Origin of the sequence: Streptomyces sp. NPDC002870, assembly GCF_042888505.1 — a bacterium.
Taxonomy (GTDB): domain Bacteria; phylum Actinomycetota; class Actinomycetes; order Streptomycetales; family Streptomycetaceae; genus Streptomyces.
In genome coordinates this window covers 1-21,048 of the sequence record NZ_JBIAPW010000017.1, presented here as the reverse complement: position 1 = coordinate 21,048, position 21,048 = coordinate 1, and the positions used below count along the sequence as shown (strand labels likewise).

Sequence of the window (21,048 nt, the reverse complement as noted above, 5' to 3'; positions counted from 1 at the left end):
TACGTCATGACCGCACCGTCTGTCTCCCGGACGCCCGTCCGCCCGCCGTACGACCCCGAACTCGACGCCCTTCTCGCCGGCAGCCCGCTGCCGGCCGTCGTTACGCCGGACATGATCGAGCCGCTGCGGGCCGCTCCCTTCACCGCTCCGATCGAAGAGCTGCTGGCCGGCCGAGCCCTGGACCATGAGGTCGTCACCGTGCCCCGTCCGGACGGCGAGCTGACCGCCTCCATCTTCACCCCGCGCGGCAGGACGAGCACCGGGCCGGGCATCTACTACCTCCACGGCGGCGGCTTCATCATCGGCGACCGGTTCACCGGCATCGAGAACATCCTCGACTACGCCCTGCACCACGACGCCACGGTCGTCTCCCTCGACTACCGCCTCGCCCCCGAGCACCCCGACCCGGCCCCGGTGGAGGACGCCTACGCCGGCTTCGTCTGGACCGCGGCGCATGCCGCCGACCTCGGCATCGACCCCGAGCGGATCCTGCTCGCCGGCACCTCCGCCGGCGGCGGCCTGGCCGCCGGGGTGGCCCTGCTGGCCCGCGACCGCCAGGGCCCCCAGGCGCTGGCGCAACTGCTGATGAGCCCCATGCTCGACGACCGTGACCAAACGGTCTCCACCCTGCAGTACGCCGGCACCGGCTCCTGGAGCCGCGAGAGCAACACCACCGGCTGGAACGCCCTGCTCGGCGACCGGCGCACCACCGATGCGGTCTCCTCCTACGCTGCTCCCGCCCGGGCCACCGACCTGTCCGGCCTGCCTGCGGCCTTCATCGACGTCGGCTCCGCCGAGGTCTTCCGGGACGAGGACGTTGCCTACGCCTCCCGCCTGTGGGCCGCCGGCGTGCAGGCGGAACTGCACGTGTGGGCCGGCGGCTTCCACATCTTCGACGGCGCCGCCCCCACCGCGGCCCTGTCCCAAGCCTCCCTCACCGCCCGCGACGCCTGGGTGCACCGCACCCTCACCAGCTGACGGAGAAGATCTGATGACCATGGCATACCTGGCACAGCCCGAGCAGCAGCAGAAGCTGGAATGGCTCGACGGAGGAACGTTCTCCGTGCTGCTCGACACGCACGCCACCGAGGGTCAGCTGACGGTAGGCCGGTTCGACGTCTCCAAGGGCGAGGCCCCGCCGTTCCACCTGCACACCCGCGAGGACGAGGTGTTCCTCCTCCTGAAGGGCACCGCCCTCGTCTGGGCCGGAGAGGAGGAACACGAGCTGCGCGAAGGCGGAATCGCCTATCTGCCGCGCAACATCCCGCACTCCTACCGCATCACCTCCGACCGCGCAGACCTACTCATGATCGCCACCCCGGGCGGCATCGAAGGCATGTTCCGCCACGCCGGACGCGACCTGAACACACGCCGCCCCGACGGCTTCGAGATCCCCAAGTCCCTTCTGAAGCAAGCCTCCGAGTTGTACGGCGGCGTCATCGTAGGTCCTCCGCGCTGACCCGCTCCCAACTCAACAGTCTGGAGCCGCAAGGAGATCGCCATGCCCTGCCCGCCTGGGGCACACCCCTACATCGCGATGAGCACGCCCCCGACGTAGGCGCGCATCACGTCGAGCGCCCGCCATGCGGCCTCGTTCATCCGGGGATCGGTGAGGTCCAGGAGGTCCTTCACGCTGACGTCCGCCTGCTGGCGTTCAGTTCACCACGGGCACTGCCCCGAACAAGGGGTAAGCGGGACCAGGCGTCGGGGGTGGCCGGGCGCATCAGCCGCGCAGAAACTCCCGCTTCCGGAGGCGACATGCGACCCGTAGCCAGACCGCACCGTCAGGATCGGGGTCATGCAGAACGGGTCCGCGCAGAGGCGGACCGGGCCGCCGGTCTTGTTGACCAGCACGTGTGCCGTGAGGGGCAGTTTGTAGCAGCCGCTGGGGTACTCATAGGTCGTCACTGGTTCCACCTCGGTCCCGAAGACGATGGCCTCGCCGGTGGCCGCACCGGCTGGAGTGCTGGCGGCACCGATGGCCTCGCCGGTGGCCGCACCGGCTGGAGTGCTGGCGGCACCGATGGCGAGGACCGCCATGGCCAGGGCAGCAAGCGAGTAACCGAGCCGAGGAGGTGGCCCCAGCCCTGCGACGCCTGGCACGCACTCCCCCAGCTACCGCTGGGAGGTGCCCCCACGCGATGTTGTCGGAGTCGCCCAAGTACGTCCAGTACGAGGGCGATCTCCCCCAGACTTCGTCCGGGGGTGCCCCCACCGCCTCGCGATTGCACGCACCAGACGCCGCAGGGCCCGCCCTGCGGGCGGACGGCGCTACTTCCAAAAAACACGCCCTGGCGGGCAGCCCGTCCTGGGGGTACCTCCCAGCGGTGGCCGGGGAGATCGCGGACTGAGCTCGAGCTACACGTACCGCTCGAGGATCGACGACTCCGCGAGCCGCGAGAGGCCCTCGCGCACACTGCGCGCCCGCGCCTCGCCCACACCGTCGACCGTCTGCAGATCGTCGACGCTCGCCGCGAGCAGCTTCTGCAGGCCGCCGAAGTGCTCCACGAGCCGCTCGATGATCGCGCCCGGCAGCCGCGGCACCTTCGCCAGCAGCCGGTAACCACGCGGCGACACCGCGGAGTCGAGCGTCTCGGGCGAACCGCTGTAGCCCAACGCCCTTGCCACTACGGCCAGTTCGAGCAGCTCGGTGTGGGTGAGGTCGTCCAGCTCGGTGAGCGCCTCGTCGACCGTCCGGGACCGCTTCGCCGTCGGCTCCGGCACATAGTCGCGCACGACCAGCTCACGCTCCGGCTCCACGCCCGCGATCAACTCGTCCAGCTGGAGGGAGAGGAGGCGGCCGTCGGTGCCCAACTCCACCACGTACTCGGCGATTTCGGTCGCGATCCGGCGCACCATCTCAAGGCGCTGCGCCACGGCCGTGACGTCCCGGACCGTCACCAGATCCTCGATCTCCAAGGCGGAGAGCGTGCCCGCGACCTCGTCGAGGCGGAGCTTGTACCGCTCCAGCGTCGCGAGCGCCTGGTTCGCTCGGGACAGGATCGCGGCAGACTCCTCGAGGACCCGGCGCTCCCCGTCCACGTACAGCGCGATCAGCCGCATCGACTGCGACACGGAGACGACCGGGAAGCCGCACTGCCGGGAGACCCGGTCCGCGGTGCGGTGGCGGGTGCCCGTCTCCTCGGTGGGGATGGACGCGTCCGGGACCAGCTGCACACCGGCCCGGTGGATCTTGGTGATGTCCTTGTCGAGGATGAGCGCGCCGTCGAGTTTGCACAGCTCACGCAGCCGGGTCGCGGTGAACTCCACGTCCAGCACGAAACCGCCGGTGCACATCGACTCGACGGTCTTGTCCATGCCGAGGACGATCAGGCCTCCGGTATTGCCGCGGAGGATCCGCTCCAGGCCGTCGCGCAAGGCCTGGCCGGGCGCGACCGCGCTCAGGGCGGCGCGGATCAGCGCTTCGTTGCCGGAGCCTCCGCCGGACTTTCCGGGTGCTGCTGCCCGGTCGTTGGCTGCCACTGCACTCCTCCGGCTCGTACGGATGGGCGAGACCAGGGCAAAGTCTACCGGCGCGTCTCGTCGTCCTGTGGGGCGTCTGTCCGCTCTTTGCGCGGAGCGGTCACCGAGCCCCCCTGACGCCCCCGCGGGAGCACCCTCAGAGCATCTCCCATGTCGGCCACTTCTGTGACCTTCATGCCGACCGGAACCTTGCCGGGGTCGGACGGGACGAGGGCGTGCGTGAAGCCGAGCCGGTGTGCCTCGGCGAGCCTGCGCTGGACGCCGGTGACCCGTCTGACCTCGCCCGCAAGACCGACTTCGCCGATCGCGACCAGGTTCTTGGGCAGCGGGATGTCGCAGGCGGCCGATGCCAGGGCGAGCGCGATCGCAAGGTCCGCCGCGGGCTCGGAGAGCTTCACGCCGCCGACGGTCGCGCTGTAAATGTCGCGTTTGCCCAGTGCGGTGATCCGGCCGCGCTGCTCGAGGACGGCCAGCATCATCGAGACCCGGGAGGTTTCCAGCCCCGATGTGGTGCGCCGGGGCGAGGGGATCTGCGAGTCGACGGTCAGCGCCTGCACCTCGGCGACGAGCGGGCGGCGGCCCTCGAGGGTGACCGTCAGGCAGGTGCCTGGGACGGGGGCGTCCCGCCGGGTGAGGAACAGGCCGGAGGGGTCGGCGAGGCCGGTGATGCCCTCGTCGTGCAGCTCGAAGCAGCCGACCTCGTCCGTCGCGCCGAAGCGGTTCTTGACGCCTCGTACGAGACGCAGACGCGCGTGGCGGTCGCCCTCGAAGGACAGCACGACGTCCACCAGGTGCTCAAGCAGCCGCGGTCCGGCGATCGCGCCGTCCTTTGTGACATGGCCGACAAGGAGCGTGGCCATGCCGCGCTCCTTGGAAGCACGGATCAGCGCGCCGGCCACCTCACGGACCTGGGCCATGCCGCCGGGCGCGCCGTCGATCTCGGGTGACGCGACGGTCTGTACGGAGTCGAGGACCAGCAGCGACGGCTTGACCGCGTCCAAGTGGCCGAGGACCGCGGAGAGATCGGTCTCGGCGGCGAGATAGAGGTGGTCGTGCAGCGCGTTGATCCGGTCCGCGCGCAGGCGCACCTGGCCGGCCGACTCCTCGCCCGTGACATACAGCGTGCGGTGCTCGTCGCTGGCGGCCTTCGCCGCGACGTCTAGCAGCAACGTGGACTTTCCGACGCCCGGCTCGCCCGCGAGCAGCACCACGGCGCCCGGCACCAGGCCGCCGCCGAGGACACGGTCCAGCTCGTCCACGCCGGTGGGGCGGGCGGTCGCCTGCCGGCCGTCGACCTGGCCGATGGGGAGGGCCGCGGTGGAGACGCGGCCCGCGGCGGTCGTACGAACAGCGGGCGCTCCGTACTCCTCGACCGTCCCCCAGGCCTGGCACTCGGGGCAGCGGCCGAGCCACTTGGCGGTCGTCCAGCCGCAGCCGGTGCAGCGGTAGGACGGCCGGTCCTTCGCGGATTTCGTACGGGCAGCCATGCGCAAACCGTAGCGGGGCCCACTGACAACGCCGTCGCCACGGCCCCCGGCGGGCTACTTCACGGGCCCGCCGACTCCGAACTCATAGGAGCCAGGCGTACGCCGGTGGCCCGCTAGGGGTTGAATTAACGATTCCTGTCCTTCTTCGAACGATCTGTTCACCCGTAAGGATTAAAAGTGTTCAAGCGGTACGAAGGGGATGTGCTCCAGCGCCTACGGTCACGGCGTGACGAGCAGCAGGCTGGAACCTCCCACGCACACCACTCGCGCACACCGGGCGAACCGGCGCGCGTCCCGTCCGTCGGCTCAACAGCCGCTCGCGCGCTATGAGCCGTACCTCGACGGCCTGTTCACGTACTGCCTCTCCGTGCTCTGCGACCATGAGGCGGCGACCGCGCTCCTCGGCGACGTACTCGCCATCGCCGAGCGGCAATACGGGCGTTGCCCGGCGGGCGAGGCCCAGCGGAAGGCATGGCTGTACGCGCTCGCGCGGTGGGCCTGTCTGCGCCGGCTGACCGAGCAGCGGCGCAAACGGCAGGCGACGCACGCAGGACGCCCCGCGCGGGCCGCCGACTCCGGGGAGGGCGAGCCCCAGGTCTCGGAGGAGGCCGCCGAGCGCCACCACCGTGAACTGGCTCTGCTGGCCTGGCCGGAGGCGGCCGGGACGACACCCGAACAGCGCGAGGCCCTGGAACTCGCCGTACGGCACGGGCTCGGCCCCCGCGAGGTCGGCGCCGTCCTCGGCCTGGACCCGAGAGCCGCGCGTGAGCTGCTGGCCGCCGCGGCCGGCGAGGTCGAGCGCACCGGGGCCGCGCTCGCCGTCGTCGAGACCGGCAACTGCCCGGCCGTCGCCCGGCTCACCGGCGACCACCAGGTGCTGCTCTCCGCCACGCTGCGCCAGGAGCTCGTCCGGCACGTCGACGACTGCCCCCGCTGCCGCCGCACCGCGGAGCGCGCGGGTGCGGGCGGGCCGTGGCCGGGGTCGGCCGTCACGCCGGCCGCGCTGCCGCTGGTCGGGGCACCGCGGGCCGACTCGTACGTCGCGATGCTGCGCGTACCCCGCGCCCGGGCCGCCGCGCCGCGCTTCGGCCCCGGTGGCTTCCCGCTCGACCCGAAGGACCACGCGGCCCGACGGGACCGGCTGCGGGCGCGCGCCGTGACGACCACGGTCGTGGCGACCGTCGTCGCGGCGCCGGTGCTCGCGCTGTGGGCGGCGTACCGGGGCGCGCCGCTGACGGGGGAGGGGCGCGACGGGTCCTCGGTCGCCGCGATCGAGGCGGACGGGCCGAGCGGCATCGACGGCGAGCCGTACGACCACTACGAGAACGCGGGCAACGCGCAGGCGGAACCGGACCCGAGGTTCACGGCGGGCTCGCGCTCACCGGACGTCTCGGTCGAGGTCATCAGCGCGGGCACCCCCGTCTCGCCGTCCCGCCCCGGCGTTGCGGGCCCGGGCCGCCTCACGGTCGAGGCGGAGCCCGCCGGCGACACGACGCGGATCACGATGACGGCCTCGGGCGGCTCCCCGGTCACATGGTCGGCGTGGACGGACGCGCCTTGGCTGTACGTGAGCCAGTCCTCGGGCACGCTCAACCCGGGCGAGTCGGTCACGATCTACGTCACCGTCGACCACGACCGGGAGCCGTCGGGACCGTGGACCGCGCGGGTGGGCGTGGACCCGTCGGGCGCGGTGGTGGAGATCGACGGCTACGGCGCGACGAGCCCGCCGCCGCCCTCGGACCCGCCCCCGCCGCCGTCGGACCCGCCCCCGTCCCCGACGCCGTCGGACCCGCCCCCGTCCCCGCCCCCGTCCCCGCCCCCGTCGGAGGACGCGACACCGTCCGCCCCGCCGCCGTCGGACCCGCCCGCATCCCCGCCGCAGAGCTGAGCGACGGACGCCCCTGCGGGGGTGTGGGGGGGCGCGGTGCGGCGGATTCGCGCCGCGCGGGGCGCGGGCGCGGTCCTTTCCACCACCCCGCCCTCCCCCAGAGCTACCCCCATCCCGTAACTGCGGGCGCTGCCCCCAGCCCCCCGGCGGGGGGAAAGGGAACGTGGGGGCTTACGCCCCCACACCCCCGGCCACTCAGGCGGCTTCGCCGCGGACCCCACGAAGCGGGGCCAGCCCCCCCCCGGCGCTCCTGCGGCTTCGCCGCGGAGGCCAGGAACCCGGGGCGGCTGCACGTCGCCCGGGCGGGCCCGCACCAGGTGCCTCTCGTTGGGGAGGGGCCGTGCAGGGTCGTCCCCGCAGGGGATCGGCGGCCGGACCCAGTGATCAACACGGCCCCCTACACGCCGCCGACCCCGAGGAGTCGAGCCCGGAGGGGCACCGGAACCCGCACGCAGCGGCGCCGGGCAAGCCCGCGGCCCGCGCAACGCACGCCCGCACCGCACGACACCGGGCAAGCCCGCGGCCCGCGCAGCGCAGACCCGCACCCCGCGACGCCGGGCGACCCCGCACCCCGCGCAACGCAGACCCGCACCGGGCGACCCCGCGGCCCGTGCAGCGCACGCCCGCGCCCTGCGACGCAACCCCAGGACCGCAGCGCACGCCCGCGCCCCGCGACGCCAGGCGGCCCCGTGGCCCGCGGCCCTACCTCGGGTCCGCCGGGTGGGGGGCCACCAGGGGGAGCTGCGAGGACAGGCGCGCCTCGCACAGCTCCGCCAGCACGTCGTACGCCTCCTTGCCCATCAGCTCCGTCAGCTCCGGGCGGTACGTCACATACACCGGCTCCCCCGCCCCGTGCGCCGACGTCGCCGACGTGCACCACCAGTGCAGGTCATGGCCGCCCGGGCCCCAGCCCCGCCGGTCGTACTCCCCGATCGAGACCTGCAGGACCTTCGTGTCGTCAGGCCGCTCGATCCAGTCGTACGTACGCCGCACCGGCAGCTGCCAGCACACGTCCGGCTTCGTCTCCAGCGGCTCCTTGCCCTCCCGCAGCGCCAGGATGTGCAGCGAGCAGCCCGCCCCGCCCTCGAACCCCGGGCGGTTCTGGAAGATGCAGGACCCCTCCCAGCGGCGCGTCTGGCGCTCGCCGTCGTCGTCGGTCTGGACCCAGCCCGACTCCGTGCCCACGTCGTGGTACTGCCACAGCTCCGGCGTGAGCCGCGCGACGTTCTCCGCCACCCGCTTCTCGTCGTCCTCGTCGGAGAAGTGCGCGCCCAGCGTGCAGCACCCGTCGTCCGCGCGGCCCGCCTGGATGCCCTGGCAGCCGCTTCCGAAGATGCAGGTCCAGCGCGAGGTCAGCCAGGTCAGATCGCAGCGGAAGACCTGTTCGTCGTCGGAGGGGTCCGGGAACTCGACCCACGCTCGCGCGAAGTCCAGGCCCTTCTCGTCGTGCTTGGGGGGCTTGATCTGCTTCGGGGGCTTGGCTTTGCCCTGCTTCGCCTTTTTCGTCTTTGGCACAGTCCCAGCGTATGCGCGCCACGGCAGTAGCGTTCGGTTCATGAGACTCGGAGTCCTCGACGTCGGTTCGAACACGGTGCACCTGCTGGTGGTGGACGCCCACCCCGGCGCCCGCCCGCTGCCCGCCCATTCCCACAAGGAGGAGTTGCGACTCGCCGAACTCCTCGACGACGGCGCGGCGATCGGACCCGCCGGCGTCGCCCGGCTGATCGAGGTGGTCGGCCACGCGGTGCAGGCCGCCGAGGACCAGGGCTGCGAGCAGGTGCTGCCGTTCGCGACCTCCGCGGTTCGGGAGGCCAGCAACGCCGACGAAGTGCTCGCCCGGATCAAGGCCGAGACCGGGGTCGACCTGCAGGTGCTGACCGGCGAGGAAGAGGCCCGGCTGACCTTCCTCGCGGCCCGCCGCTGGTTCGGCTGGTCGGCCGGGAAGCTGCTGGTCCTGGACATCGGCGGCGGCTCGCTGGAGATCGCGTACGGGATCGACGAGGATCCGTACGTGGCGGTGTCGCTGCCGCTCGGCGCGGGCAGGCTGACGGCCCTGCTGCCCGGCGACCCGCCCGACCCGAAGGACGTGAAGGCGCTGCGCCGCAGCATTCGGGCCGAAATCGCCCGTACGGTCGGCGAGTTCAGCCGGTTCGGGAAGCCGGACCACATAGTGGCGACGTCCAAGACCTTCAGGCAGCTGGCCCGTATCGCGGGTGCCGCGCGCTCCGCAGAGGGCCTTTACGTGCAGCGTGAACTGAGTCGTAAGTCACTGCAGGAGTGGATGCCGAAGCTCGCCGCCATGACGGTCGAGCAGCGCGGCGCCCTCCCCGGCGTCTCCGAGGGCCGGGCCCGTCAGCTGCTGGCAGGAGCGCTGGTCGCGGAGGGTGCGATGGACCTGTTCGGGGCGCCGGCGCTCGAAATCTGCCCCTGGGCTCTGCGCGAGGGTGTCATTCTGCGGCGCCTGGACCATCTCCCGACCTCCTAGCGGCGGCCCGTACGCTGTCTCCCGTGGCAGAACCAGTGGTGCGTATCCCGGATGCGAAGGTTGTCCTGTCGACGGCCTCCGTCTATCCGGAGTCGACGGCGACGGCCTTCGAGATTGCCGCGCGCCTTGGTTACGACGGCGTCGAGGTCATGGTCTGGACCGATCCCGTCAGCCAGGACATCGAGGCTCTGCGCCGTCTGTCCGACTACCACCAGGTACCGATTCACGCCGTGCACGCGCCCTGTCTGCTGATCACCCAGCGGGTCTGGTCAACCGACCCCTGGGTGAAGCTCCAGCGGGCGCAGGCGGCCGCCGAGAAGCTGGGCGCCTCGACGGTCGTCGTGCACCCGCCGTTTCGCTGGCAGCGGCAGTACGCCCGTGACTTCGTCACCGGCATATGGCGGATGGCGCACGAGACGGACGTCCGGTTCGCCGTCGAGAACATGTACCCGTGGCGCTACCGGGACCGCGAGATGCTCGCGTACGCCCCCGACTGGGACGTCACCAAAGAGGACTACCGGCACTTCACGGTCGACCTCTCGCACACCGCGACGTCCCGTACCGACACGATGGCCATGATCGACCGGATGGGCGACCGGCTCGGCCATGTGCACCTCGCCGACGGCAAGGGGTCCGCGAAGGACGAGCACCTGGTCCCGGGGCGCGGCAACCAGCCGTGCGCCGAGCTGCTCGAGCGCCTCGCCCGTACCGGCTTCGACGGCCATGTCGTCATCGAGGTCAACACCCGGCGCGCGATGTCCGCCGCCGAACGCGAGGCCGACCTGGCCGAGGCGCTCGCCTTCACCCGGCTGCATCTGGCGTCGGCCGCGTCTTCCGGGGTGCGCGGGTCATGACCGGCGCTGCGGCTCCGCGGCGGCGCGGCCGTCCGGCCCGTACGGGAGCGGGCGAGGGCCCGGGCGCCCGGGAGCGGATCCTGGAGGCGGCCCGTACGGAATTCGCCGAGCGCGGCTACGACAAGACGACCGTCCGCGGCATCGCCAAGGCGGCGGACGTCGACCCGGCACTGGTCCACCACTACTTCGGTACGAAGGACGAGGTCTTCGGGGCCGCCATCGAGGTCTCCTTCGAGCCGGCGATGGTGATCCCGGAGATCCTGGGGCAGGGCGCGGAGGGCATCGGAGAGCGGCTCGCCCGCTTCTTCATCGGGGTGTGGGAGAACCCGGCGACCCGGGCCCCGCTGCTGGCGATCCTCCGTTCCGCGCTCACCCACGAGGCTGCGGCGAAGGTGCTGCGCGGCTTCGTACTGCGGCGGCTGCTCGAGCGGATCGCGGGCGATCTCGACGTGCCGGACCCGAAATTCCGTGCGGAGCTTGCCGCCTCGCACATGATCGGCATCGCGATTCTGCGCTATGTGATCCAGGTCGAGCCGCTGGCCTCTGCGGACCCGGAGGAGATTATCGCGATGGTGGCCCCCACGCTGCAGCGGTATCTCACCGAGGCATGAGCGGCAGCTGACCGAGCTGCTGACCGGCAACTGACCGGCAGCTGACCGAAGCGTGAGCCTCGCGTCCCGTATAACGGACAGACTGTCCAGATCTTGGAGCCGCGGCGTACGCTCGATGGGAGTCCTACCCCTTCTGAAGGAGCGAGCGACGATGCCCGAGCTGAGGTCCCGCACTGTCACCCACGGCCGCAATATGGCGGGCGCCCGCGCCCTTATGCGGGCGTCGGGCGTAGCGGGCGCGGACATCGGAAAGCCGATCGTCGCGGTCGCCAACTCGTTCACCGAGTTCGTGCCCGGGCACACCCACCTCGCCCCGGTCGGCCGGATCGTCTCCGACGCGATCCTGGCCGCGGGCGCCGTGCCCCGCGAGTTCAACACGATCGCGGTCGACGACGGCATCGCGATGGGCCACGCCGGCATGCTGTACTCCCTGCCGTCCCGCGATCTGATCGCGGACAGCGTCGAGTACATGGTCGAGGCGCACTGCGCGGACGCCCTGATCTGCATCTCCAACTGCGACAAGATCACCCCCGGCATGCTGATGGCCGCGCTGCGCCTCAATATCCCGGTGATCTTCGTCTCCGGCGGCCCGATGGAGGCCGGCCAGGCGACCCTGGTGGACGGCACGGTCCGCAAGCTCGACCTGATCAACGCCATCGTGGACGCGGTCGACGAGAACGTGTCGGACGAGGACGTTCTCCGCATCGAGGAGAACGCCTGTCCCACCTGCGGGTCCTGTTCGGGCATGTTCACAGCCAACTCGATGAACTGCCTCGCGGAGGCCATCGGCCTCGCCCTCCCCGGCAACGGTTCGGTGCTCGCCACCCACACCGCCCGCAAGGCGCTCTACGAGAACGCCGGCCGCACGATCGTCGAGATCACCAAGCGCTACTACGAGCAGGGCGACGAGTCCGTCCTGCCGCGCAACATCGCCACCCGCGAGGCCTTCGAGAACGCCATGGCGCTCGACATCGCCATGGGCGGCTCCACCAACACGATCCTGCATCTGCTCGCCGCCGCGCAGGAGGCCGAGCTCGACTACGACCTGACCGACATCGACGCCGTCTCGCGCCGCGTCCCGTGTCTGGCCAAGGTCGCGCCGAACGTCGCCCCCGGCGGCACGTACTACATGGAAGACGTGCACCGCGCGGGCGGCATCCCGGCGATCCTGGGCGAGCTCTACCGCGGCGGGCTCCTCAACGAGGACGTCCACACCGTCCACTCCCCGTCCCTCGCCGACTGGCTCAAGACCTGGGACGTGCGCGGCGGCTCCCCGTCCGCCGAGGCCGTCGAGCTGTGGCACGCGGCCCCCGGCTGCGTCCGCTCCGCGACCGCCTTCTCCCAGTCAGAGCGCTGGGATTCCCTCGACGTCGACGCCGAGAACGGCTGCATCCGGTCCGTCGAGCACGCGTACTCCAAGGACGGCGGACTGGCCGTGCTCAAGGGCAACCTCGCCGTCGACGGCGCTGTCGTGAAGACCGCCGGTGTGGACGAGTCGATCTGGACCTTCGAGGGACCTGCCGTCGTCTGCGAGTCGCAGGACGAAGCCGTCGACAAGATCCTCCGCAAGGAGATCAAGGAGGGCGACGTCGTCGTCATCCGCTACGAGGGCCCGCGCGGCGGCCCCGGCATGCAGGAGATGCTCTACCCGACGTCGTTCCTGAAGGGCCGCGGGCTCGGCAAGGCCTGCGCGCTGGTGACCGACGGCCGTTTCTCCGGCGGCACGTCGGGCCTGTCGATCGGGCACGCCTCGCCGGAGGCGGCGAGCGGCGGGACCATCGCGCTCGTCGAGGACGGCGACCGCATCCGTATCGACATCCCGAACCGGTCGATCGAACTCCTCGTCGGCGATGAGGAGTTGGCGGCCCGTCGCGAGGCGCTGGACGATGTCTACGCGCCGAAGGACCGCGAACGGAAGGTCTCGGCCGCGTTGCGCGCGTACGCGGCGATGGCGACCAGCGCCGACAAGGGCGCGGTCCGGGACGTGTCCCGGCTGGGTTGATCCCGGGCCGATCCCCGGCTGACCCGGTTCCAGGGCCGGCTCACCACTTGGCCGGGTCCCGGTCGTACGGCCTCACCACTTGGCCGGGTCCCGGTCGTACGGCCTCACCACTTGGCCGGGTCCCGGGCGTCCAGCGCGAAGACGGAGCCGTCCGGGGCCGTGCCGAAGACCCTGTCTCCGGCGGTGACGGGTGCGGGCAGCACCGACGCGAAGGTGTAACGCCCGTCGTCCATACGGGGTTCGGTCTGGCCGATGAGCACACCGCGTACGGCGTCCACGGCCAGCAGCCGACCGTCCCCGGCCGTCACATACACCCCACGGGCGTCGGCGGCCGGTCGTGAGAGATGGGTGACCGAGGTCTCCAGCCGCCACAGCTGGGCGGGCTTCGTCCCGCCGGTGTCGAGGGCGAGGAGCGATCCGCCCGATCCGCTCAGATAGACGGTGTCCCCGGTCACGGTGGCCTGCGCCTGGTCGACGGGCGCCGGCAGCGGGATACGGCGTACCGCGCGGGGCTTGCCCGCGGTGGCGAGTCGTACGACAGCGTCCGTGAATCCGTCCGTGTCGGCGGAGAGCAGATACAGGAAGCCGCCTGCCGACTGCACCGGGCTCAGCGCCCCCTTGACCCGCTTCTCCCAGAGCAGGTCGCCACTGGCCGGGTCGACCGCGCTGACCAGCGTCGACGTACCGTCCGTGGAGGGTGTGGCGGCGAGCGCGAGTCCGTCGCCGCCCGCGGAGGCGGTCCACTGAGTGCCGTGTCCGCCGCGCTGCCGGGTCCAGCGCTCCTCGCCCGTCGCGGCGTCGACGGCCCGCACCAGCCCGCCGTCCGTCGCCAGCAGCACCGCGTCACCGGCGGGCCGGACCGTGGAGTACCGGGAGATGTCGACGTCCCAGCGCACCTCGCCGGACTCCGGGTCGAGCGCCTCGAGCCGGTCCCCTCCGGGTGCGACCACCTGCAACAGCCCGCCGGCGAGTACGGGCGTCATGCCCTCGTCGGTCTGCGCCGCGCTGTCGCCGGTCTTCGCCGACCAGAGAGTCTTGCCGTCGGCCGGGTTGAGGCGGGCAGCCTTGATGCCGGGCGCCGTGCAGTAGAGCCCGGAGCCGGCCGCCGCGCAGACGGGCGTTCTGTTCTCGTCGTCCCCGCCGCGCAGGGGCACGCTCCAGGGGCGGAAGGTCTGCTCGGCGCGGGGCCCGGCGGGTGCGGGAGCCGAGGTGTCGCCGTCGCCCACGGTACGTACGACCACGATCCCTGCCGTGACCAGCACCGCCAGCGCCGCGGACGCCCAGCGGAGTTTCCGGCTCCGCCAGGGCTTGGGCCGGGAGCCGGAACCAACTGCGTCGGGAGGCACGGGCGCGCTCGTGCGGGGGTCCGGGGTGCGCGGCGCCGGTATGTAGGCCTGAGTGTCGTACGACGAGGAGGGCGAGGACCCGCGCAGCGCGACCATCAACTCGTACGGCGTCGGCCGGTCCGCCGGGTCCTTCGCCAGACAACGCCGGAACAGCGGCACGAGATCCGCCGGCACACCCGCCAAGTCGGGTTCGTTGTGCACCACTTGGTACGCCACGATGTACGGGCTGTCCGAGTCGAAAGGCCCGCGCCCGGTCGCCGCGTGCACCAGCACGGCCCCCATCGCGAACACATCGGCGGCGGGCCCGACCTCGCGGGGCCGCTGGAACTGCTCGGGCGCCATGAACGGCGGCGTACCGATCAGCTTTCCCGTCTCCGTACGCAGATCACTGTCCGCGGGACGGGAGATGCCGAAGTCGATGACCTTCGGCCCGTCGGGAGCGAGCAGCACGTTGCTCGGCTTGAGATCGCGGTGCACAACGCCGACGCGATGGATGTCACGCAGCGCCTCGGCGAGACCGGCGCCCGCCTTGCGCAGTTCCTCCGAGCTCAGCGGCCCACTCCGCTTCACCCGCTCGGCCAGTGTCGGGCCCTCGATGAACAGCGTGGCCATCCAGGGCCGTTCCGCCTCCGGGTCGGCGTCGACGACGGGCGCGGTGAACGCGCCGCTGACCTTGCGGGCGGCCGCGACCTCCTGGCGGAAACGGGCTCTGAACTCCGGGTCCGATGAGTGTTCGGCATGGATGACCTTGACCGCGAGGCGCAACCCTGAGGCGGAGGTGGCCAGATGGACGACGCCCATGCCGCCGGTGCCGAGGCATGCCTCAAGACGGTACTGCCCGGCATATTCCGGATGCTCCGCTTCCGGGAACCGCCCGGTGCTGCGCAGCGGTGGCATCTCCCACCCCCGTGTTGTTCGTGCGCAAGGCGCGACGCACGGAGCCTAGTCGATGATGCGTGCGATGCAGGTGTGGCTTGCTAGCCTGCGCGGCGTACAGCGCGCATACGCGGCGCACAGATCAACGGGGGAGAGTTCGATGGCTGTTGAAGAAGTACAGAATGAGGCTTCGGCCGGGGCGACGGCCGAGGCCGAGGACTCGCTGGCGGCCAAGCGCTATCCAGTCGCGCCGGGCTACCGCCTGAATGTCCGCAGCGGCCCCGGCACCAACTACCGGCTCATCAAGGTCCTGCCGTACGGAGCCCGGGTGCCGATCAACTGCCAGAAGCCGGGGGAGCGGGTCAGCGGGCCGTACGGCACCACCGACCTGTGGGACAACATCGCCAACGGGCAGTTTGTCTCGGACGCGTATGTGAACACGGGCAGCGACGGCTATGTGACCATCCGCTGCTCCTGACGCGAGCCCCGTCCCGCCGCAGGGATAATCGCCCTCGTGAGCGAGCAGAGCGAGAACACCAGTAGCGAGAACACCAGTAAGGCCGGTGGCGGTCCGCAGCCCGAGCCCATCCGTTTCTTCGGCACGACCTGGGTCGGCCACGACGGGGGCTACGGGCTGCGCCGCGCCGGCGTCGCCGCCGGTGCGCTCGCCGCCGCCGTAGCCGGCTGCCTCGTGCTGCGCTTCGCCTACCAGGGGCTGGCGATCGCCGACGTCGGCGGCTTCGTCAACATGCTGGTCGTCGGGATGTTCGCGATCTGCAGCGCTGTCGCCTTCCGCAAGACCTGGGAGGGCTTCACCCGCAGGTCCACCGGTTCCGCGGCCGAGGATTCGCTGCGCAGCCTGAAGGCGATCGGGTTCGTCGGCTCGCTCCTCGCGTACTTCTTCCGCGCGCTCACCGAGGCACCGGGCGAGAAGCTGCGCCGCGAGGAGTACGAGACGGCGCGCAGCCAGTACGAGAAGCGCCGCGGCACCCGCACCGGCAACCCCGCCGCCCGCAAGGCCAAGGGCGGCAAGTCCGGGCGCAAGTAGCCACGGCCTCGCGGCACATCCGGCTGATCCCGGGCATCAGCGCGCCCGGGCCGGCCGCGCTTGCCGTCGGCGGTCCGGCTGATCCCGGGCGATGGCTGCCCCCGGATCCCGGGCGATGGCCGGCCCCGGATCCCGGGCGATGACCGGCCCCGGATCCCGGGCGGGCAATGGGCGCCCCCGGGTCCCGGGCGATGGCCGGCCCCGGATCCCGGGCTCAGCGCGCCCTGCGCGAGAACCGCCCGACCAGGCCGACCACGCCCATCACGAGCGCGCCCCGCCACAGGCCCTCCCACAGGCTGCCGAAGAAACCCTGCGCGGTGAGCGCCTGCTGGACCACCACGTCCGTGGCGACCATCAGCGCGCCCGGCACTGCCGCGACCCGCCATGGGTGGGCCGCGGCCCAGCGCCGTATCCGGTGGTCGGACGCGCTGCCCGTGCCGGGCTTGTCGCCGAGCACCGCGCCTGCCCCGCCGACCATGAAGAACAGCATCAGCGCGACCGACAGCGCGCCGGCCAGCACGCCGAGGCCCATGCCGTCGCCGATCGTGCCGAGCACGAGGGCGACGCCGCCGCCCAGCCCGCCGACCGCCGCGGCGGCGCGCCACGGCCCGAGCGTCACCGACGCGACGGCCAGCCGCCGCTGCTCGGCCTTCGAGATCTCACTGTTGTGGCTCATATGTCCACCGTCCGCCGCCCGTCTCCCAATCGCCATGGGGGATGCCCCTGACGCGCCCCCCATCTCTCGACCCGCCCCCCATCTCCCGACGCGGCACCTCTCTCTTGACGTGGCAAAGCCGCGAGCGCATTATTCATCACATGATGAATTCTTCTGGAGTGGCCGTCCTGGCCCGCGGCCTCACAGTCGTACGAGGCGAACGCACCGTCCTGCGCGGCATCGACTTCACCGTGCCGCCCGGCCGGATCACCGGCCTCCTCGGCCCCTCCGGCTGCGGCAAGTCGACCCTGATGCGCGCCGTGGTCGGCACGCAGGCCAAGGTCACCGGAACCCTCGACATCCTCGGCAGCCCCGCGGGCGCCGCCGCCTTGCGCTCCCGTATCGGCTACGTCACCCAGGACCCGGCCGTCTACGACGACCTGACGGTCCGCCAGAACCTGGACTACTTCGCCTCCGTCCTGCAGCCCGGCCGCCGCCACCGCGACACCCGCCGCGACTACGTCACCCGCGCCATCGCCGACGTGGACCTCGTCCCGCACGCCGACTCCCTCGCCGGCCGCCTCTCCGGCGGCCAGCGCAGCCGCGTCTCCCTCGCCGTCGCCCTGCTCGGCACACCCGAGCTGCTCGTCCTCGACGAACCGACCGTCGGTCTCGACCCCGTGCTGCGCCGCGATCTGTGGAATCTCTTCCACCGCCTCGCCGACGAGCGCGGCGCGACGATCCTCGTCTCCTCGCACGTCATGGACGAGGCGGAGCGCTGCCACCGCCTGCTCCTGATGCGGGAGGGCGAGATCCTCGCCGAGGACAGCCCCGACGACCTCCGCATCCGCACCCGCTCGCAGACCGTCGAAGCCGCCTTCCTCCACCTGGTCGACGAGGCCAACGCCCGGCAGGCCGATTCCACGCGGCAAGCCGAATCTCAGCTCAAGGCCATTGAGGAGAACGCCCGATGAGCACCGCCCGCACTCTCGCCACCGCCGCCCGCGTCCTGCACCAGCTCCGCCACGACCCGCGCTCCATCGCACTCATGATCTTCGTGCCGTGCGTGATGCTCTTCCTGCTGCGCTACGTGTTCGACGGCAGCGAGCGGACCTTCGACTCCATCGGCGCCTCGCTCCTCGGTATCTTCCCGCTGATCACGATGTTCCTGGTGGCCTCCATCGCCACCCTGCGCGAACGCACCTCAGGCACCCTGGAACGCCTGCTCGCCATGCCCCTGGGCAAGGGCGATCTGATCGCCGGCTACGCCCTGGCCTTCGGCCTCGTCGCCATCGTCCAGTCCCTCCTCGCCACCGGCCTCGCGCTGTGGGCACTGGGCCTGGACGTCATCGGCTCGCCCTGGCTGCTGCTCCTCGTCGCGCTCCTCGACGCCCTGCTCGGCACGGCACTGGGACTCTTCGTCTCGGCATTCGCCGCCTCCGAATTCCAGGCGGTCCAGTTCATGCCGGCCGTGCTCTTCCCGCAGCTGCTGCTCTGCGGCCTGTTCACGGCGCGCGAGAAGATGCAGCCCGTCCTCGAGGGGATCTCGAACGTCCTGCCCATGTCGTACGCCGTCGACGCCATGACCGAAGTCCAGCGATACCCGGACGCCACCGGCGACTTCACCCGTGACGTCCTGATCGTCGCGGCCTGCGCGCTCCTGGTCCTGGCCCTGGGCGCGGCGACGCTGCGCCGCCGCACCCTCTAGTTCAGGAACCTCTCCTGGTCCGAATGGCGCTCCCGCAGCGCCCTCCAGCCCGGACGGGCGCCCGCTCCGAGGCGCGGGCGGGCTTGCGCACGCCCGTACCGCCCCTCGGACGCCCCGGCACAGTCACGCCCTCGGTGCGAGGATGGCGACACGTACCCCCACCGGCGAGGTGAACAGAGCCATGACCCAGACAGTCGCAGTCCTCGGCACGGGCAAGATCGGCGAGGCCCTCCTCAGCGGCATGATCCGCGCCGGCTGGCGCCCCGCCGACCTGCTGGTCACCACTCGCCGCGCCGACCGCGCCGATGAGCTCCGCACCCGCTACGGCGTCGAGCCCGTCACCAACGCCGAGGCCGCCAAGCGCGCCGACACCCTCATCCTGGCCGTCAAGCCTCAGGACATGGGCAAGCTCCTCGACGAACTCACCCCGCACATCACCGCGGACCGCCTCGTCATCAGCGCCGCTGCCGGTATCCCCACCTCCTTCATCGAGGAGCGCCTGACCGCAGGCACCCCCGTAGTCCGTGTCATGCCCAACACCCCCGTACTCGTCGACGAGGGCATGTCCGTGATCTCGGCCGGCAGCCACGCGACCGCCGAGCACCTCGCCCACACCGAGGAGATCTTCGGCGGCGTCGGCAAGACCCTCCGCGTTCCCGAGTCCCAGCAGGACGCGGCCACCGCCCTGTCCGGCTCGGGTCCGGCGTACTTCTACTTCCTCGTCGAGGCCATGACCGACGCCGGCATCCTCCTCGGCCTGCCCCGCGCCCAGGCCCACGACCTGATCGTCCAGGCCGCCATCGGCGCCGCCGTCATGCTCCGCGACAGCGGCGAACACCCCGTCAAGCTTCGTGAAGCCGTCACCTCCCCCGCCGGCACCACCATCAGTGCCATCCGTGAACTCGAGAACCACGGTGTACGCGCCGCTCTGATCGCCGCCATCGAGGCGGCCCGCGACCGCAGCCGCGAGCTCGCGTCGGGCAACGGCTGACACGGAGCCGTCCTCCGCTACCCGGGCAGCAGCCCGATCGCCTGGTAGGCGGCATCAACTCTCGGCCGGGCCATTCCCCTGGCCCGCTCGGCTCCCTTCCTCAGCACCTCATCGACGCGCCCCGGATCCGCTGCCAACTCCGCATGTCGCTCCCTCACCGGCCTCAGCAGCTCCACCACCGCCTCGGCCGTGTCCTTCTTCAAGGCCCCGTACGACTCATATACACCGGCCAGCTCGATTGGGTTCCCACCCTCACAGGCCGCCAGCACTTCGAGCAGATTCGCGATGCCCGGCTTGCCCTCGCGGTCGTACTCGACCTCGCGCCCGCTGTCCGTGACCGCCCGCATGATCTTCTTGCGCACCACATCCGCCTCGTCGAGCAGATAGACGATCCCCGCCCCGGACTCGTGCGACTTCCCCATCTTCGAGGTCGGGTCCTGCAGATCCATGACCCGCGCGGCCACCGGCGGATGCGTCGCCTTCGGCACGGTGAACGTGTGCCCGTAACGCTGGTTGAACCGGACCGCCAGATCCCGCGTCAGCTCCACATGCTGGGCCTGGTCGTCACCCACAGGCACCTCATCCGTCCCGTAGGCCAGGATGTCCGCCGCCATCAGCACCGGATAGGTCAGCAACGACAGGCGCACACTCTGCCCGGCCACCCGCGCCTGCGCGGCCTTCTCCTTGTACTGGATCATGCGCCGCAGCTCGCCGTCCGTGGCCGTGCACTCCAGGAGATACGACAGGCGCGCGTGCTCATCCACATGACTCTGTACGAACACGGTGCACAGTTCCGGATCCAGCCCCGCTGCCAGCATCAGAGTCGCGGCCTGCCGACTGAGCCTGCGAACCCGCGCCGGATCGTGCTCCACGGTCAGCGCATGCAGATCGACCACGCTGAACAGCGCGTCCGCCTGGTGCTGATCGACCTCGACCCACCTGCGCAGCGCCCCGAGATAGTTGCCCAGCGTCAGATGCCCCGTGGGCTTGATCCCGCTGAAGATCCGCGTCATCACGCTCTCCGTCTCCTGGTCGGAGCCGCCGCGTCCTGCGGCCGGACTCCCGGAGGGAGAAACGAGAACGGCCGCCGAAGCGGCGGCCGTTGAGTACATGCGTAGGTGCCGGCCGCCGTCAGGCGGCCCACCACTGAAGGAGGCACGTACGCGTTGTCATGCGCCCGAGAGTACGTGGTCCGGCCCCAGGTTGACAGCGGATACCGCCATCCGTAGTGTTCTCCGAGTTGTCCGACGTGAGCACCGACTTCGGCCGGTCCCCGGACAGCCATTCCGCAAGACCCACTACAAGCGAGCGGCACTCTGTCGCCCGGCTTTCTGTGCGCTTTTGCGAAATGAGGAATCCGCGTTCGAACGAGCGCAGCCCGATTAGCGTCGGCGGTCAGGATTCCGCTAAAGTCTCACTCGTCGGAACGGCCTAACAGTCGGAAAGACAACCCGAGTTCGACCGGGAATCAGGCCCGAGAGGATCTGATAGAGTCGGCACCGCCGGAAAGCCGAAAGGCCGGAAAGCGAGCCCCTTCTGACGGGGAATCGGACATGAAAGCGTCTGATAGAGTCGGAAACGCAAGACCGAAGGGAAGCGCCCGGAGGAAAGCCC

General features: G+C 71.4%; 19 protein-coding genes. 12 read left to right on the top strand and 7 right to left on the bottom strand.

What is annotated here, in order from left to right:
- Positions 1–6: 6 nt before the first annotated feature.
- Together ACFYWY_RS21450 and ACFYWY_RS21445 are read left to right on the top strand one after the other, a co-directional pair.
- On the top strand, positions 7–978 hold the full coding sequence (locus ACFYWY_RS21450; protein WP_389188896.1) for an alpha/beta hydrolase: 972 nt from the start codon (positions 7–9) through the stop codon (positions 976–978).
- A 13-nt stretch (positions 979–991) separates the two neighbouring features.
- Positions 992–1,459, top strand: coding sequence for a cupin domain-containing protein (locus tag ACFYWY_RS21445; RefSeq protein WP_389188893.1), 468 nt, complete (start codon positions 992–994; stop codon positions 1,457–1,459).
- A gap of 200 nt (positions 1,460–1,659) precedes the next feature.
- Here the strand turns inward: ACFYWY_RS21445 and ACFYWY_RS21440 are convergent, their stop codons facing one another.
- The 3 genes from ACFYWY_RS21440 to radA form a co-directional block, all read right to left on the bottom strand.
- Positions 1,660–2,103 (bottom strand): hypothetical protein, encoded by a 444-nt coding sequence (locus ACFYWY_RS21440; protein ID WP_389188890.1) that lies wholly within the window; start codon positions 2,101–2,103, stop codon positions 1,660–1,662.
- A gap of 255 nt (positions 2,104–2,358) precedes the next feature.
- Positions 2,359–3,483 (bottom strand): DNA integrity scanning diadenylate cyclase DisA, encoded by a 1,125-nt coding sequence (disA, locus tag ACFYWY_RS21435; protein WP_389188887.1) that lies wholly within the window; start codon positions 3,481–3,483, stop codon positions 2,359–2,361.
- Positions 3,484–3,527: 44 nt separating this feature from the next.
- Positions 3,528–4,970 carry a DNA repair protein RadA gene (gene radA, locus ACFYWY_RS21430; RefSeq protein ID WP_389188884.1) on the bottom strand — a complete coding sequence of 481 codons (1,443 nt, stop codon included), beginning with the start codon at positions 4,968–4,970 and terminating at the stop codon, positions 3,528–3,530.
- 199 nt (positions 4,971–5,169) lie between these two features.
- Here radA and ACFYWY_RS21425 point away from each other — a divergent pair, with 199 nt between their 5' ends.
- Positions 5,170–6,858: a hypothetical protein gene (locus ACFYWY_RS21425; protein ID WP_389188881.1), complete on the top strand. Its 1,689-nt coding sequence runs from the start codon at positions 5,170–5,172 to the stop codon at positions 6,856–6,858.
- A 702-nt stretch (positions 6,859–7,560) separates the two neighbouring features.
- On the opposite strand, the gene ACFYWY_RS21420 is transcribed toward ACFYWY_RS21425, so the two are convergent.
- The gene (locus tag ACFYWY_RS21420; RefSeq protein WP_389188879.1) at positions 7,561–8,373 is read right to left on the bottom strand and encodes a hypothetical protein; all 813 of its coding nucleotides are present in this window, start codon (positions 8,371–8,373) and stop codon (positions 7,561–7,563) included.
- Positions 8,374–8,413: 40 nt separating this feature from the next.
- Here ACFYWY_RS21420 and ACFYWY_RS21415 point away from each other — a divergent pair, with 40 nt between their 5' ends.
- The 4 genes from ACFYWY_RS21415 (at position 8,414) to ilvD (ending at position 12,810) form a co-directional block, all read left to right on the top strand.
- Positions 8,414–9,343 carry a Ppx/GppA family phosphatase gene (locus ACFYWY_RS21415; protein ID WP_389188876.1) on the top strand — a complete coding sequence of 310 codons (930 nt, stop codon included), beginning with the start codon at positions 8,414–8,416 and terminating at the stop codon, positions 9,341–9,343.
- 23 nt (positions 9,344–9,366) lie between these two features.
- Positions 9,367–10,197, top strand: a complete 831-nt coding sequence (locus tag ACFYWY_RS21410; protein WP_307661859.1) for a sugar phosphate isomerase/epimerase — start codon at positions 9,367–9,369, stop codon at positions 10,195–10,197.
- Positions 10,194–10,808: a TetR family transcriptional regulator gene (locus ACFYWY_RS21405; protein ID WP_389188872.1), complete on the top strand. Its 615-nt coding sequence runs from the start codon at positions 10,194–10,196 to the stop codon at positions 10,806–10,808. The genes ACFYWY_RS21410 and ACFYWY_RS21405 overlap by 4 nt, the downstream gene beginning before the upstream one ends.
- 151 nt (positions 10,809–10,959) lie before the next feature.
- The gene (ilvD, locus tag ACFYWY_RS21400) at positions 10,960–12,810 is read left to right on the top strand and encodes a dihydroxy-acid dehydratase (RefSeq protein ID WP_389188869.1); all 1,851 of its coding nucleotides are present in this window, start codon (positions 10,960–10,962) and stop codon (positions 12,808–12,810) included.
- 104 nt (positions 12,811–12,914) lie between these two features.
- Here the strand turns inward: ilvD and ACFYWY_RS21395 are convergent, their stop codons facing one another.
- A complete protein-coding gene (locus tag ACFYWY_RS21395) occupies positions 12,915–15,053 on the bottom strand; it encodes a PQQ-binding-like beta-propeller repeat protein (protein WP_389188866.1) in 2,139 nt (712 codons plus the stop codon).
- A gap of 139 nt (positions 15,054–15,192) precedes the next feature.
- Here ACFYWY_RS21395 and ACFYWY_RS21390 point away from each other — a divergent pair, with 139 nt between their 5' ends.
- Entirely contained in the window at positions 15,193–15,510 is a 318-nt protein-coding gene (locus ACFYWY_RS21390) for a peptidase (protein WP_389188863.1), read from the top strand.
- A 36-nt stretch (positions 15,511–15,546) separates the two neighbouring features.
- Entirely contained in the window at positions 15,547–16,080 is a 534-nt protein-coding gene (locus ACFYWY_RS21385) for a hypothetical protein (RefSeq protein ID WP_389188860.1), read from the top strand.
- A 214-nt stretch (positions 16,081–16,294) separates the two neighbouring features.
- Here the strand turns inward: ACFYWY_RS21385 and ACFYWY_RS21380 are convergent, their stop codons facing one another.
- A complete protein-coding gene (locus tag ACFYWY_RS21380) occupies positions 16,295–16,756 on the bottom strand; it encodes a hypothetical protein (RefSeq protein ID WP_389188857.1) in 462 nt (153 codons plus the stop codon).
- A 140-nt stretch (positions 16,757–16,896) separates the two neighbouring features.
- Between ACFYWY_RS21380 and ACFYWY_RS21375 the strand changes: the two genes are divergently transcribed.
- From ACFYWY_RS21375 to proC, 3 genes are all read left to right on the top strand, one after another.
- Positions 16,897–17,709, top strand: a complete 813-nt coding sequence (locus tag ACFYWY_RS21375) for an ABC transporter ATP-binding protein (RefSeq protein WP_389188854.1) — start codon at positions 16,897–16,899, stop codon at positions 17,707–17,709.
- Positions 17,706–18,443, top strand: a complete 738-nt coding sequence (locus ACFYWY_RS21370) for an ABC transporter permease (protein ID WP_389188851.1) — start codon at positions 17,706–17,708, stop codon at positions 18,441–18,443. Before ACFYWY_RS21375 ends, ACFYWY_RS21370 begins: the two co-directional genes overlap by 4 nt.
- A 181-nt stretch (positions 18,444–18,624) precedes the next feature.
- A complete protein-coding gene (proC, locus tag ACFYWY_RS21365; protein ID WP_389188848.1) occupies positions 18,625–19,434 on the top strand; it encodes a pyrroline-5-carboxylate reductase in 810 nt (269 codons plus the stop codon).
- A gap of 17 nt (positions 19,435–19,451) precedes the next feature.
- Here the strand turns inward: proC and trpS are convergent, their stop codons facing one another.
- Positions 19,452–20,447, bottom strand: coding sequence for a tryptophan--tRNA ligase (gene trpS / locus ACFYWY_RS21360; RefSeq protein ID WP_389188845.1), 996 nt, complete (start codon positions 20,445–20,447; stop codon positions 19,452–19,454).
- Positions 20,448–21,048: the final 601 nt, after the last annotated feature.

Excerpts from the sequence above, each read along its gene's own strand:
- ACFYWY_RS21450 (WP_389188896.1), top strand. The coding sequence starts at position 7 with ATGACCGCACCGTCTGTCTCCCGGACGCCCGTCCGCCCGCCGTACGAC.
- ACFYWY_RS21445 (WP_389188893.1), top strand. The coding sequence starts at position 992 with ATGACCATGGCATACCTGGCACAGCCCGAGCAGCAGCAGAAGCTGGAA.
- radA (WP_389188884.1), bottom strand. The coding sequence starts at position 4,970 with ATGGCTGCCCGTACGAAATCCGCGAAGGACCGGCCGTCCTACCGCTGC.
- ACFYWY_RS21425 (WP_389188881.1), top strand. The coding sequence starts at position 5,170 with ATGTGCTCCAGCGCCTACGGTCACGGCGTGACGAGCAGCAGGCTGGAA.
- ACFYWY_RS21415 (WP_389188876.1), top strand. The coding sequence starts at position 8,414 with ATGAGACTCGGAGTCCTCGACGTCGGTTCGAACACGGTGCACCTGCTG.
- ACFYWY_RS21405 (WP_389188872.1), top strand. The coding sequence starts at position 10,194 with ATGACCGGCGCTGCGGCTCCGCGGCGGCGCGGCCGTCCGGCCCGTACG.
- ilvD (WP_389188869.1), top strand. The coding sequence starts at position 10,960 with ATGCCCGAGCTGAGGTCCCGCACTGTCACCCACGGCCGCAATATGGCG.
- ACFYWY_RS21395 (WP_389188866.1), bottom strand. The coding sequence starts at position 15,053 with ATGCCACCGCTGCGCAGCACCGGGCGGTTCCCGGAAGCGGAGCATCCG.
- ACFYWY_RS21390 (WP_389188863.1), top strand. The coding sequence starts at position 15,193 with ATGGCTGTTGAAGAAGTACAGAATGAGGCTTCGGCCGGGGCGACGGCC.
- ACFYWY_RS21380 (WP_389188857.1), bottom strand. The coding sequence starts at position 16,756 with ATGAGCCACAACAGTGAGATCTCGAAGGCCGAGCAGCGGCGGCTGGCC.
- ACFYWY_RS21375 (WP_389188854.1), top strand. The coding sequence starts at position 16,897 with ATGATGAATTCTTCTGGAGTGGCCGTCCTGGCCCGCGGCCTCACAGTC.
- ACFYWY_RS21370 (WP_389188851.1), top strand. The coding sequence starts at position 17,706 with ATGAGCACCGCCCGCACTCTCGCCACCGCCGCCCGCGTCCTGCACCAG.
- proC (WP_389188848.1), top strand. The coding sequence starts at position 18,625 with ATGACCCAGACAGTCGCAGTCCTCGGCACGGGCAAGATCGGCGAGGCC.
- trpS (WP_389188845.1), bottom strand. The coding sequence starts at position 20,447 with ATGACGCGGATCTTCAGCGGGATCAAGCCCACGGGGCATCTGACGCTG.